At 26.4% G+C, this 14,860-nt stretch carries 11 protein-coding genes; 8 read left to right on the top strand and 3 right to left on the bottom strand.

Annotated features, from left to right (window positions below; translation table 11 throughout):
- Nucleotides 1–9: 9 nt before the first annotated feature.
- The 8 genes from ATH_RS03270 (at nucleotide 10) to ATH_RS09990 (ending at nucleotide 10,338) form a co-directional block, all read left to right on the top strand.
- Nucleotides 10–438, top strand: a complete 429-nt coding sequence (locus tag ATH_RS03270; RefSeq protein WP_066184867.1) for a hypothetical protein — start codon at nucleotides 10–12, stop codon at nucleotides 436–438.
- Complete coding sequence (mrdA, locus tag ATH_RS03265) at nucleotides 435–2,213, top strand: penicillin-binding protein 2 (protein WP_066184866.1); 1,779 nt, start codon at nucleotides 435–437, stop codon at nucleotides 2,211–2,213. Before ATH_RS03270 ends, mrdA begins: the two co-directional genes overlap by 4 nt.
- 55 nt (nucleotides 2,214–2,268) lie before the next feature.
- Entirely contained in the window at nucleotides 2,269–2,997 is a 729-nt protein-coding gene (gene fliP, locus ATH_RS03260) for a flagellar type III secretion system pore protein FliP (protein ID WP_066184865.1), read from the top strand.
- 21 nt (nucleotides 2,998–3,018) lie between these two features.
- On the top strand, nucleotides 3,019–4,968 hold the full coding sequence (locus ATH_RS03255) for an HD domain-containing phosphohydrolase (protein ID WP_066184864.1): 1,950 nt from the start codon (nucleotides 3,019–3,021) through the stop codon (nucleotides 4,966–4,968).
- 79 nt (nucleotides 4,969–5,047) lie between these two features.
- Nucleotides 5,048–6,406: a TolC family protein gene (locus ATH_RS03250; RefSeq protein ID WP_066390578.1), complete on the top strand. Its 1,359-nt coding sequence runs from the start codon at nucleotides 5,048–5,050 to the stop codon at nucleotides 6,404–6,406.
- The gene (locus ATH_RS03245) at nucleotides 6,403–7,137 is read left to right on the top strand and encodes an efflux RND transporter periplasmic adaptor subunit (RefSeq protein WP_066184862.1); all 735 of its coding nucleotides are present in this window, start codon (nucleotides 6,403–6,405) and stop codon (nucleotides 7,135–7,137) included. The genes ATH_RS03250 and ATH_RS03245 overlap by 4 nt, the downstream gene beginning before the upstream one ends.
- Nucleotides 7,109–8,689 (top strand): efflux RND transporter permease subunit, encoded by a 1,581-nt coding sequence (locus ATH_RS09995; protein WP_268878096.1) that lies wholly within the window; start codon nucleotides 7,109–7,111, stop codon nucleotides 8,687–8,689. The genes ATH_RS03245 and ATH_RS09995 overlap by 29 nt, the downstream gene beginning before the upstream one ends.
- A complete protein-coding gene (locus ATH_RS09990; protein WP_066184860.1) occupies nucleotides 8,686–10,338 on the top strand; it encodes an efflux RND transporter permease subunit in 1,653 nt (550 codons plus the stop codon). The genes ATH_RS09995 and ATH_RS09990 overlap by 4 nt, the downstream gene beginning before the upstream one ends.
- A 41-nt stretch (nucleotides 10,339–10,379) precedes the next feature.
- Here the strand turns inward: ATH_RS09990 and ATH_RS03230 are convergent, their stop codons facing one another.
- The 3 genes from ATH_RS03230 to ATH_RS03220 all read right to left on the bottom strand — a co-directional run bounded on the left by ATH_RS03230 (nucleotide 10,380) and on the right by ATH_RS03220 (nucleotide 14,804).
- Complete coding sequence (locus tag ATH_RS03230; protein ID WP_066184859.1) at nucleotides 10,380–10,856, bottom strand: ankyrin repeat domain-containing protein; 477 nt, start codon at nucleotides 10,854–10,856, stop codon at nucleotides 10,380–10,382.
- A gap of 1 nt (nucleotide 10,857) precedes the next feature.
- A complete protein-coding gene (locus ATH_RS03225; RefSeq protein WP_066184858.1) occupies nucleotides 10,858–12,285 on the bottom strand; it encodes a catalase in 1,428 nt (475 codons plus the stop codon).
- Nucleotides 12,286–12,395: 110 nt separating this feature from the next.
- Nucleotides 12,396–14,804, bottom strand: coding sequence for a methyl-accepting chemotaxis protein (locus tag ATH_RS03220; protein WP_066187613.1), 2,409 nt, complete (start codon nucleotides 14,802–14,804; stop codon nucleotides 12,396–12,398).
- Nucleotides 14,805–14,860: the final 56 nt, after the last annotated feature.

Raw genomic sequence — 14,860 nt, 5'->3', positions numbered from 1 at the left:
AGGTAATTTATGTCAACAAATAGTTTAGATAATCCATTTTTCTTAGTAGTATTTATCTCTACTTTAGTTTTCATATCTATTTTTGCATCATCTTTCTTTATAATTTTACCTTTTGCTGGTATTTTATCAATAGCTTTTTATAGAACTTTAAAACAAGAGTATTATTACTCATTTGCTTTTATTTTATTTGCTTTTTTAATAGTTGAATTAAATATGGGATTAAAGCCTTTTTCTCTTGCATTAATAGCATATTTCATTTACTTATTTATAATTCCTCAATATGAGCAAGATAAATTAAATAACTATTTATATATTCTATTTTTTTACATTGGAATGCTAATTTTATTTACACTTTTTTATAATATTTCAACATATATTATTCTATTTTTACTTTTAGCTTTTTTTCTTGACATAATTATATTTGGAATATTTTTATGAAAACTAGATTAAATATTATATTTATTATTATTATTGTTTTTGCTCTTATTTTAGTTACTAGAATATATTTTTTATCAATTAAATCAAATACTTATTATGAAGAATTATCAAAAAATAACTATATCAAAAAAACATTCAAAGCGCCTATAAGAGGTATTATAGAAGATAGAAACAATACTCCTATTGCTTTAAATCTTATTGGTTTTTCAATTAATATAAAACCTCATTTAAGTTCTTCTTCTAATAGAATAAAATTAGACTCAATTTTAGATGATATTATAAAATATCTACCTGAATATAATAAAGATATATTAAGAGAAGAGTACCTAAAAAACGACTCTCCTTATAATCATGAGTTTATAAAACTTATAGATTTCATATCTTATGAAGAGATGTTGTCAAAATTTACTTATTTACAAAGCAATGAAGATATCCAAGTTGAATTATCTTCAAAAAGGCATTACCCTTTTAATGAACTTGCAACTCATATAATTGGATATGTAGGAAAAGCTACAAAAAAAGAGATTGAAAATAATGAAGTTGCAAGATTTAATAAAATTACTGGGAAAAGTGGTATTGAAAAATATTATAATGAAAAACTTCAAGGAACTCTTGGTTATAAAGAGGTAAAAGTAAATGCCTACAATAAAGAGCTTGAAATAATTGATGAAAAAGAGGCTTCAACAGATAATAAAGTTAAAATTACAATCGATATACAACTTCAAAAATTTCTTCAAGAACAATTTAAAGATAAAAGTGGTTCAGTAATTATTATGGATTCGACAAATGGAGAGATTTTAGCAGCATCATCTTTCCCTGAATATAATAGTAATATATTTGTAAAAGGTATTTCTCAAAAAGAATGGGATGTTTTAAGAAATGATTTCAATCACCCTTTTACAAATAAAATTACAAATGGTCTTTATCCTCCTGGTTCTGTAATTAAAATGGGCGTTGCAATGTCATTTTTAGAAAATGCTATTCCTGAAAATTTTAATGTAACATGTACAGGAAGACTTGAAATTGGAAATAGAAACTTCAGATGCTGGAAATTATCAGGGCATGGACATATAGATTTTAAAAATTCTATTGTAAAAAGTTGTGATGATTTTTATTATAAAGGAAGCTTAAAAGTTGGTATTGATAAAATTTCTCAAACTTTAGATAAATTTGGCTTTGGTCAAAAAACAGGTATAGATTTAGACAATGAGTTCATAGGTATAAATCCAAATAAAGAGTGGAAAGAGAGAAGATTTAATGAACCTTGGTATATTGGAGAGACTGTAATTACTTCAATTGGTCAAGGAAATATGCTTACAACTCCTTTACAAATAGCAAGATTTACAGCTTATTTTGCAAATGGTAAATTACCAAAACCACATTTAAATAAAGAAGCTTATGAAGAACCTATTGAACTTGATTTTAAAAAAGAGCATTTAGATCTTATGAGAGAATCTATGTATGATGTTGTAAATTCATCATCTGGAACTGCTAGAAGATATATTAAATCAAAAGTAAAAATAGCTGCAAAAACTGGTACTGCACAAGTTTATACTATTCCTCAAGATGAGAAAGTAAGGATGAAAGAGAGTGAACTTGAATACTATCAAAGATCACACGCTTGGATAACTACTTTTGGTCCATATAAAAAACCAAAATATGTTGTTACAGTTATTGTTGAACATGGAGAAAGTGGTGGTAGAGCAACTGGTGGAATTGTAAGTAATATATATGATAAGCTTTATGAACTTGGCTATATTACAGAATTAGAGTAGTTTTTAATTTATATTTAGGTAGAATGATTTTCATTTTTTTTATTAGGAATTTTTATTGAGATTTTTATTTGGAATAGTATTACTATCTATTTATTCTTTAGCTGCTGATCCTGTTCCTATGATAAATCTTTCTGTATCTGCACTTGAAGAACCTGTTCAATTTGTAAAAACAATAAATATTGTAATAATTTTAGCTCTATTAGTTTTAGCACCTTCGTTATTACTAATGGTTACATCTTTTACAAGAATTATTATAGTTCTTGCTCTTTTAAGACAGTCTATGGGGCTTCAACAAACTCCACCTACTCAAATTATAATTTCACTTGCTCTTATTATGACAATTTTTATAATGGAGCCTTATGGGAAAAAAGCTTGGGATGAGAGTATTGTTCCTTATATGGATGAAAAAATATCTTATCAAGATGCCTTTTCAAAAGGAATTGCACCTTTCAAAGATTTTATGATAAAAAACACAAGAGAATCCGATTTAGCTCTATTTTATAGAATAAAAAAAGAACCAAACCCAAAAAATATTGATGATGTATCTTTAACTCTTCTAATGCCTGCATTTATTGTAAGTGAGCTTAGAACTGCTTTTGAAATAGGATTCCTAATATTTTTACCATTTTTGATTATAGATATTATTGTTGCTTCTATTTTGATGAGTTTAGGAATGATGATGCTTCCTCCTGTGATGATATCACTTCCTATTAAAATAATATTTTTTATAGTCGTTGATGGTTGGCCACTTATTATTGGAAATTTAGCTCAATCTTTTAAATAATAAATTTTTAGGTTTTAATTTATGAAAAAGATTTTATATTATTCAATAGGTTTCTTAGTTTTTTTACTACTTTTCTATTTTTTCTATTATAAACCAAATGTAGAAAAAATAAATGAAGATATTTATTTAGAAAAAAGTACACAAATTAGAGATCTTTTTGCAAATGAAATAAGAAGTAAACAATCAAGTATTGGAAATATGGTCTACTTGTTGAGCCAAAATAAAGAGTTAATAAAAGCACTAGAAAAAAATGATAAAAATATAATTGATTATAAAGATATTTTAGATTTTTTAAATAAAAATAGTGATTATAGAAACTTATGGCTACATATAATAGATAAAAATGGTAATAGTTTTTATAGGTCATGGACAGAAAAATCTGGAGAAAATCTTTTAGAAGTAAGAGAAGATTTAAAAGAACTTTTTAAAAATCCAAGACAAACACAAAATATTAGTTCTGGTCTATATGATTTAACTTTAAAAACAATTCAGCCAGTTTTTAATAAAAATGGTAAGTTTTTAGGATTTATTGAATTTATATCAAAATTTAACTCTATTGCAAAAAATTTAGAGAAAGAGAATATAAGCCCTATATTTTTACTAAGTCAGGATAAAAGTAAAAAGCTATTAGAACCTTTTTCAAAGATATTTGTAGATGGAAGATATGTTGCAAATATAGATGCGAATCGAGATTTACTTGATTTAATACAAAAAAATGGCATAAATTATTTCTTAAATATTTGGAAATATAAATTACTTGATAAATATTTAGTTACAAATATTATGATTAGAGATACAAGTGGTGATGAAATGGGACTATTCCTTATGTTCTATGAAAAAAGTAAACTAAATAAATCACAATTATCAGATTTTATAAATCAATATATAACTCTTATAATAATCTTCTCTTTACTATATTCTATAATATTTTTATATCTTTTAAAATCAATTTATGCAAAGAAGCTTGATGCTGAAATAAAAATAAAAACAGAAAGAATAAAATCTCAAAGTGAAAAATTGGAAAAACTAGTTGAGATTTATGACAAAAATGTAATATTTTCAAGAACTGATTTAAAAGGGATAATTACTCATGCAAGTAGTGCATTTTGTAAAATTAGTGGCTATACAAAATATGAACTTATTGGTGAACCTCATAGTATTGTAAGACATCCAGATACTCCAAAAGAGATATTTACTCAATTATGGAATGACTTAAAAGAAGAAAAAAAAGTTACACTTGAAATAAAAAATATGAAAAAAGATGGTTCATATTATTGGGTTATTGCAGATTTAGAGCCTGAATATGATGATAAAGGTAAGTTAATTGGTTATTACGCAGTTAGAGAAGATATTACAGCAAATAAAGATATAGAAGAGATTCAAAGAGAGATTATTTTTACTATGGGAAGTATTGCTGAATCAAGATCTAAAGAGACAGGAGAACATGTAAAAAGAGTATCTAAATATTCAAAAATTTTGGCTTTGGGTTATGGTTTACCAAAAGCAAGTGCAAAAGAGTTATCTCTTGCAAGTCCTATGCACGATATAGGTAAAATTGCTATTCCTGATAGTATTTTAAATAAACCAGCAAAACTTACAGCTGAAGAGTTTGAAGAGATGAAAACTCATGCACAAAAAGGTTTTGAGATGTTAAATGTATCAACAAGACCTCTATTGCAAACAGCTGCAAATATAGCTTTAACACATCATGAGAAATTTGATGGAACAGGTTATCCAAATGGTTTAAAAGGTGAAGAGATTCCTATCTTTGGAAGAATTACAGCTTTAGCAGATGTTTTTGATGCAATTAGTAGTGATAGATGTTATAAAAAAGCTTGGCCTTTAGATGAAGCATTAAACTATATAAAAGAGCAAAGTGGAAAACATTTTGATCCTAAACTAGTAGAAGTATTTTTCAATAATATTAATAAGATTTTAGAAGTAAAAGAGAAGCACAAGGATATAGAATAATAATTTTTTGTTATAATTCTTGTTGCTAAAATCATTTTTTTTAGTTATAATTCTCCTTTTTAAAAATTAAGGATTTTATATGAAGAAAATATTTACTTCTTTAGTTCTTTTTTTAGGAATATCTTATTCAGAAACTATCTCTTTTGAAGAGTTATTAAAACAATCAATTAATAATAGTAAAGAGCTTCAAAAAAGAGAGATTGATATCGATATTTCAAAGAAGAGCCAAGATGAGATTATTGGTATTGAAACAGGGAAACTATATATTTCAAGTGAAATAAGTCGTACAAATCACGCAGGTCATGTGTTTAACTCAAAGCTATCAAGTAGAGAAGCTACTTTTAGAGATTTTGGGTTTATAGAAATGCAAAATCAAAATGATATTGATGTAGCACCAAAAGATTTAAACTATCCAAATTCAAGAACAAATATTAATACAAAAATAGTTTATGATCTTCCACTTTTTACAGGTTTTGCCTTAAGTAACTATAAAGACATTACAAAACTTCAAGAAAAAGCAAATGAATATTTATATAATTTAGATGAGAAAAATCTTGAATATGAAGTTTTAAAAGCTTACAATAGTTCAGTTTTGGCAAAAGATTTTATACAAACTTTAGAAAAAGCTAGTCAAACAATTGATTTTATATATGAAGGTGCAAAGAAGTTTCATGAAAATGGTTTGGTAACAAAACTTGATGTAAATGAAGCAAAAGTATATAAACTATCACTTCAAGCTGAACTTTTAAAAGCAAAAAACAATTTCAAACTAGCTATTTCTTATCTTAGATTTTTAAGTGGAAACAATAATATAAACGATGTTCAATCTCTTAAAAATATATATTTTGATCTACAAAACTTTGATGAACTTTATGAAATGGCTCTTTTAAAAAGAGATGAAAAAGCTTTAGTAAATATAAGTATTGAAGCAAATAATAAAAATATAAAAGCAAATCAAGGTTCATACTATCCAAATATTTTCACAAGATTAGAGTATGGTTATAATGATAATAACTTTACAGCTTCAAATGACAAGGATTATTATCTTGCTTTTTTAGGAATTAATCTAACTTTATTTGATTATAGCAGATCTAGTAAACTTGAGAAATCTAGGCTTGAATTATTAAAATCAAAACTCGATATGCAAAAACTTGAAGATGGTATTAAATTAGAATTAGATGAAGCTTTATTGAATTTCAATTCAAAACAAGATGAACAAAAAGTATATTTTCAAGCTTTGAATTTAGCTTATGATGTTTTAGAACAAGCAAAATTACAATATAAAAATAGACTTATTTCTATGACAACCCTACTTTCACAAGAGACAAATTATAGAAAAAGTCAAACAATGCTTTTAAATGCTAGATATGAAACATCTTTAGCATTAGCAAAGTTAAAAAAAGTTTTAGGAATAAATTTAATTAAGGATAAGAAATGAGATATTTATTAGCAGTTTTTTTATTTTGTATTAGCTCTTTTGCTTCATATTTGGAGCTAGATGGAGTTGTTGAATCAGAAAATGAGAAAATCATTTCAAGTAGAATGATGGGATATATTACAAAAGTATATGTAAATGAAGGAGATATTGTAAAAAAAGGTCAACTGCTTTATGAGATTGATCCAACAGATATTGCTTATAATGAAAAAATAGTAAGAAGCCAAGTTTCAAACTTAGAGATAAATCTAAAAAGATATAAAGAGCTTTTAGCTCAAGATTTAGTTTCAAAATTTGATTATGAACAGCTTGAATTAAATCTTATTACAGCAAAAGCAAAGCTATCTGAACTTTTAGCAAATTACAACTATTTAAAAGTAAGAGCACCAAACAATGCAATGCTTATAAAAAAATCAATCAAAGAAGCTGAAATGGCAATCCCAGGAATGCCTCATCTTATTTTGACTGATTTAGATTCACTAATTATAAAAACAAATATCTCAGAATCAAACCTAAAAAATATAAGTGTAGGAAAAAAAGTTAAATTAGAGATAGCTTCTCAAAATTTTAAATCAAATGGTATTGTTAAAGCAGTTTATCCAAGTTATATGAATTCAACTCACTCTTTTGTAGTAAAAATATCTTTTGATAAAAAAGAGTTCAATATATATCCAGCTATGTATGCAAAAATTACTCTGTTTTTAGATGAAGATTTGGAAAAAACAGATGAATAGAAATTTAAATATTGCAGGAAGAATTGCACAAACTTTTATAAATCATCCTTTAACTTTCATTTTAGCTCTGTTTATTTTGATTTTAGGATATTTTTCACTTCTACTTATGCCAAAGGAGGAGAATCCTCAAATAAAAGTAAGTGGTGGAGTTGTAATAGTTGCTCTTCCTGATGCAAAAGCTAGTGAAATTCAAAAAGTTATTGTTGAACCACTTGAAAAAAAGATAAAAGAGATAAAAGGTGTTGAGCATATTTTCTCTTTTGCAAGAGATAGCGTGGGAATTGTTCAAGTTCAGTTTTTTATTGGAGAAGATAAAGAACAATCAAATTTAAAACTATATGACCAAGTTATGAGAAATATGGATTTAATGCCAAAAAATGCTATGCAACCAATTATAAAAACTATGGATATTGATACAGGAATTCCTATTGCTACAATAGCTTTTTATAGTGAAAAAAAAGATGGTATTGATATTTTGAATAAAGAGGAGCTATATGAAGAAGTTAGCCGTATTGCAAAAAAAATAAACAAAATTGAAGATGTTGCAATGGTTGATTTAAAAGGAGAAAAAAAAGAGCAATACAATATTGAAGTCGATATTAATAAATTAAACTCTTACAATATTGCTTTAGCATATGTTAAAAAACATATTGAAGCACTAAACTTTAATACTCCAAATATGAGTACAAATACAAGTGATAACTCTTTGGTTGTTATGCAAATAGATCAAGCAATAACAAGTGTAAAAGATTTGGAAAATCTTATAATATCTTATAATTTTTCAACTCCAATATATTTAAAAGATATTGCAAAAATCACAAAATCTTATGAAATTCAAAATAAAAAAGATGCATATTTATATACAAAAAAAGATGATGGAAGTTTTGAAGAGCATTCTCAAATCACTTTAATGGCATCAAAATTAAAAGGTGCGAATAGTGTAACTATAAATGAAAAAATATTTGAATATATGAATAGCATAAAAGAGCCTTTATTAAGTAAAAATATTAAATATATAATCACAAGAGATGATGGATATAGTGCAAATATTGCTGTAAACTCTTTGATAAAAGATTTAATTGTTTCAATCATCATAATCTTTATTTTACTTATTTTTACTCTTGGATTTAAAGAAGCTTTAATAGTATCTTTAACTGTTCCTATGATTTTATCTTTGACTTTATTTATAGGTTTTTTACTTGGAGAAACAGTAAATAGAATCACACTTTTTGCACTTATTGTATCTTTAGGAATGCTTGTTGATGCGGCTATTATTGTAATAGAAAATATTCATAGACATAAAGCACAAAACCCTCATTTAGATATTGAAAAAATAGCTATAAATGCTACAAATGAGATAGGAAATCCTACAAATATTGCAACAATAGCTATTGTTTTAGTTTTTGTTCCTATGTTTTTTGTTGGTGGAATGATGGGAGAATTTATGCATCCACTTCCTGTTTTTGTACCTATTTCTCTAATTGTTTCACTATTTGTTGCTTATGCATTTACACCTTATTTAGTAAGAAAAATTTTAAAGGCTAAGAGATGAAAATAGAAAAAATAATTTTAGATATTTTAAATAGTAAAAGAAAAACTTTTCTTGTACTATTTACTACTTTTTTACTTTTTATATTATCTGTTTTATCTCTTCCTAGTGAGATTTTAAAAGCAAAAATGCTTCCAGATAAAGATTCAGACTCTTTTTCTATTTATGTAGATTTAAAAGATGGTTCAAGTATTTATCAAACAAAAGAGCTTGTAAATTGTATTACAAACTCTTTACAAAAAGAGGAAAACATAACAAATATATCAGCATTTTTATCTCAAGGTCAGCCAATAGATTTTGCTGGTCTTGTAAAACAAAGTTCTTTGAAATACAAAGAGAGTCAAGCTGAACTTATGATAAATATAAAAAGATTTAAGGATAGAGATATTACAAGTTACAATCTTGTAAATAAGTTACGAAATGAAGTTTTAAACTCTTGCAGTAGTGAAGATGCTGTTATTAAATTTATTCAACTTCCAGCTGGTCCACCTGTTTTGGCATCTTTAGTTGCTGAAGTTTATGGAGGAGTAAATTTTCAAAGTAGAAGAGATTTTGCACAAAAAGTTGCAAATGTATTTAAAAATCAGAATACTTTAGTAGATATTGATATTCTTGCAGATGAAGATTATAGAGTTTTTAGTTTAAATATAAACAACAATAAAACAATAATGAGTGGAGTTGATTTAGAACATCTAAAAGCAACTTTATATATAGCTTTTGAAGGAATGAGTATAGCTGTTGTAAATAATAGATATAAAGAGAGTCAAATTCCTATTTTCTTAAGATTAAATAATAGTAAAAATCTATCAAGCAACTCAAAATCTGCTCTAAATTCAAAACTTAGTTCATTAAAGATAATGAATAACAAAGGTCAAATGATAAGTATTTCAGAACTTGTTTCAATAAATGAATCTATAAAAGAACCAGAGATTAGTTCAAAAAATATGAATCCACTAATAAATGTAATAGCAGAAACTTCAAACGATAGCCAAATATATCCTCTTTTAGATTCAAGAAATGAAATTATAAATAGTTTTAATAAAGATTATGATGTTATAAAAACCAATATGCTAAATCTAGCTTTTGTTGATAAATTAAATGGTGAAAAATTTGATTTGATTTTTGATGGTGAATTAAAAGTTACTATTGATACTTTTATAGATTTGGGTGGAGCATTTATTATTGCATTAGTTCTAATATTTTTACTAATGGTAATTTATTATAAAAGTTTTTCTTTAAGTGGAGCTATTGTTTTATCTAGTTTTGTATCAATTATTGGTGTAATTTTTGCCCATATTATTATGGATATTTTTACAGAAGATATTTTCTATTTAACTGCCACTAGCTTAATTGGATTTATTGCTTTAATTGGAATAAATTCTAGAAATTCAACACTTATCATAGATTTTGCAAAACAGTTAAAAAATGAACAAAATCTTAATACAAATGAAGCAATAGCAAAAGCAGCAGCTACAAGGTCAAAGCCTATTATTCTTACAGTTTTAGTTCTTGTATTTGCAAGTTCTTTAATAGCAAATGATGCTGTATTTGGTGGGCTGGGAGTTGCTCTTATTGGGGGAACTTTAATCTCTTATGTAGTTTCAATGTTTTTTGTACCTATTGTTATAAAAAATAGTTTAAATAAATATTGATTATTTAGGATTTATACTTTTTTGAGTATAAATCCTAATATCTATTTTCTTCTAAAAAATCTTATAATTTTAGATAAAGTAATATATATTTTATCTTTTAAAGTAGATTTCTTTCTTTTCTGAAGATATCTTACAATATCTGTATGTCCAAACATACTTGCAAAAAACATTGAAGTAGTTCCTAAACCATTATCTTCATCTATATTTGCTCCTGCTTCTACTAAAGCTTGAACAATTTCTAAATTTCCTTTAAAACAAACTCCTGCAAGTGGTGTTTGTCCTCTATCGTTTTTTTTATCAATTCTTGCATTTCTTGAAATTAACATTTTTGTAGTTTCTAAATTTCCATTATAAGTAGCTAACATTAATAAGCTATTTCCTTTATGGTCACTTAAATCTACACTAATTCCAGCTTCAATCATAGCTTTTAAATCTTGAGTTTTACCTCTTCTTGCAAAATCTAAAGCTATTACTTGAAGCTCTTCATATCTTTTTAACTCTTCTTCTGTAACTTGCAATTTATATTCCTAAAGCTTTTTTAACTCCATTTGCATAATCAGGATGAACTTTTTCAAAAAGTTCAAGTTGTCTATTTATAATATCTTGTGGAACACCATTCATAGCATCTTTTATATTATTAAATAGTTGATTCTTTTGATTATCATTCATAAGCAAAAATAGAGCTCTTGGCTGAGAGAAGTCATCATTTCCAACTCTATGATCATATCTTTGTGCAATATTCCCAACTTCTAAATCTGGCTCTGCATAACTTTTATCTTCAACTGCTCCATCAAAACTATTTGGCTCATAATAAGCTTTTGAAGGCTCTTTTATTTCGAAATTCATACTTCCATCAAGATTATATGTATTTACTTCTGAAATTGGTCTATTTACAGGCAACATTTCATAGTGAGTTCCAACTCTATATCTTTGTGCATCTGGATATGAGAATATTCTAGCTTGTAGCATTTTATCAGGTGAAAAACTAATTCCTGGAACAATATTTGATGGACTAAATGCAGCTTGTTCAACTTGTTGGAAATAATTTTTTGGATTCTCATTTAAAGTCATAGTTCCAACTTTAATCATTGGATAATCTTTATGTGGCCAAACTTTTGTTAAATCAAATGGATTAAAACTACATGTTTTTGCCTCTTCTTCTGTCATTATTTGAATTTCAAAACTCCATTTAGGGAAATTTCCTTTTTCAATATTTTCAAATAAATCTCTTTGATTTGACTCTCTATCTTTTCCTACAATAGCTTCTGCTTCTTGATTTGTAATAGTTTCAATTCCTTGAAGAGTTTTAAAGTGGAATTTAACCCAAAATCTCTCATTTTTTGAGTTGATTAAACTATATGTATGTGAACCATATCCATTTATATGTCTTAATGATTTTGGTAATCCTCTATCTGACATAAGAATTGTTACTTGGTGTAAACTTTCAGGGCTTAAAGACCAAAAATCCCACATTGCAGTGTTACTTCTTAAGTTTGATTGTGGATCTCTTTTTTGTGTATGTATAAAATCAGGGAATTTTATTGCATCTCTTACAAAGAATACTGGTGTATTATTTCCAACTAAATCCCAGTTACCTTCTTTTGTATAAAACTTAAGAGCAAAACCTCTTACATCTCTTTCAGCATCAGCTGCACCTTTTTCTCCTGCAACAGTTGAAATTCTTAATAAAAGTTTTGTTTTTTCACCTTTTTGTAGGACTTTTGCCTTTGTATATTTTGATATATCTTCATTTATTTCCAAAGTTCCAAAAGCTCCACTTCCCTTTGCATGAACTACTCTTTCTGGAATTCTTTCTCTATTTTGATGTGCTAGTTTTTGTATAAGTTGATAATCTTGTAATAATACTGGTCCTCTTTCACCAGCAGTTATTGAGTTTTGATTATCAGAAATTGGATTTCCACCAGTTGTTGTCATAATTTTTTTCATAATTTACCTCCATTTTTATTTAGATAATAAAAATTATCCTTTGGTAACTTATTCTATTAGTTTTTTGCTTAATTCTATTTTAAATTAATAAAAAGTGAGAGAAGCTTCTTTTAGAAGCTTTCCCATTCATCATCTGTTTTACTACTTACAAATTTTTCTACTTTTTCTACTTTCTTTATTTTTGTTGCTACTTCTTTCTTCTCTTCTTTTTTTATTATATTCTCTTGCTTTATTACTTTTATATCTGTTACTTTTGCTTTTACTTCATTCTTCCCTATAAACTCTTTATCATTTGCATCTTTTACTATTACTTTAGCCATCTCATCTACACTTAGTGCTATATTATTTGTTTGTGATGCTATTGATGCATTCTGTTGTGTTTGTTGATCTAATTGGTTTACTGCATCATTTATTTGCTCTATTCCACTTAGTTGTTCTTTACTTGACATCTCTACATCTGATATTAGGTTTATTGTTTGCTCTATTGATTCATTTAAACCTTTATATCCTTCTATCATATTTGAAGCTATATCTTTTCCTTCATTAGCTTTTACTGTTGCTTCTTCTACTATTCTTTTTATTTCACTTGCTGCTTCTGCACTTCTACTCGCAAGATTTCTTACTTCTTGAGCAACAACTGCAAATCCTTTTCCAGCTTCTCCAGCAGTTGCAGCTTCTACTGCTGCATTTAAGCTTAGGATATTTGTTTGGAATGCTATATTATCTATTACACTTATTGCTTCATTTACCATATTTACTTTTACATTTATCTCATCCATAGCTAGAGTTGTTTTATTTGCTAACTCTTCTCCTTTTTTAGATGAAACTGTTATTTCATTTGAGTATTTTGCCATTTGTGCAATACTATTTGTATTGTTTCTAATATTTGAAGTAATCTCTTCAAGAGCTGCTGCTGTTTCTTCTAAAGATGCTGCTGCTTCATTTGAAGATAAATTTAACTTATCTACATTTGCTAAAAGTGTTGTTGAACTATCTTCTAGTGTTAATCCATTTGATTTATTATCTTTTAGCATATCATTTATTATATGCGATAGTTCATTTATTCCTTGAGATATCTTTCCATTATCATTTTCTATTTGTTTTCTAAAGTCTAAATCTGAATAGTTATCTAATATCTCTACTACTTTATTTATATCTACACATACATTTGACTCTGTAACTTCTAGCATCTCATTAAAGCTTCTCTTTAGCTCCTCTAATGACTCATTCTGTGTAGATTTATTTATCCTTTTATTTAAATATCCCTCTTTTACTGACTCTACTACTCTTTTTACATCTTCTATTAATATATTATCTTGTTCTATTAATGCTTTTGTCTTTGTTATATTCTCATTTATAACTCTTGCCATTGTTCCAAATTCATCTTCTGATTTTAATTCTATTAATTTTGTATCTTTACTCTCTTTATTTAAAAAACTAAAAAATGAAAATAAACCAGCACTAATAAGAGATAAGTTTCTATTAAGAGCTCTCATACTTGTTAAAACTATTACAATTATTATTAAAGTTACAACAAAAGCAAAAGCCAAAGAGAAATTTCTTACATAGTTTGCATCTTCCATATATTCAGGTACAGAAACAGTTCCTGTCATCATCCAAAAATCATTAGTATCTAAGAATTCAAAAGGAAATGAATATATATATGAGATTGTTCCATCTCTTAAGCTTTTATTTACATAGCTATAACTTTTTCCTTCTCTACCTTCTGAAATAATTTTTAATACTCCTTCTTCTTTTGTTACATCAGATAATTTTTTCCCTATATTTGATGTTATAGGATGCGAAACGATTGTTCCTTCTTTATCATATAAAGATAAATAACCTGTTTCAAAAAGAGTTACTTCTGATATTATTTTATGTATATAATCAAGAGTAAAATCAACTCCAACAACAGCTATGATTTTATCTTTTACCATAACAGGTGCTGAAACAGTTAGCATAAGTACTTTTGTACCAAATAAGTTATATTCATATGGTTCTGATATAGAAACTCTTCTTGTTTCTATTGCTTTTTTTATATCACTATCATTTGCATCAAATTTTGGTAAAGAACCCTCAACTAATTTACCATTATCATTTCTAATATATGGTTGGAATATTCCCTCTTCTGTATAAAATATTTTATTATCACTTCCATCATATCTGCTAAACACATAACTATCATCAGCGAAGCTAACCCATGCTCCATATAAAAACTCATTATCGCTTACTACATTTTTTTGGAATTCAACCATTCCTTCTTTTGTAAGAAGTTCATTTTTTTCAATAGATACTTCTAATCTATTTTTTATTGATTGAACCACAATAGCAGATTTTTCAAAAATTGAATCTTTTTCATATGCATATTTTTCAACAGTTGTTCTTATAAGATTCTTTGCTTGTATTTCAGCATTTTCGTAAGAACTACTATTTGTAAAATATATCATTGTTCCTAATAATATAATCACTGAGCTAAGCAAAATTAATAATAATTTTGTACCAAAATTTAATTTCTTCATAAACTCCATCCTTTTGTACATTTTAAGTATTATATATTTTTAATTATAATTATTTC

Origin of the sequence: Aliarcobacter thereius LMG 24486 (assembly GCF_004214815.1) — a bacterium.
Classification (GTDB): domain Bacteria; phylum Campylobacterota; class Campylobacteria; order Campylobacterales; family Arcobacteraceae; genus Aliarcobacter; species Aliarcobacter thereius.
Note: the sequence above shows the minus strand (reverse complement) of the source record. Positions and strands in the feature narration are given on the sequence as shown.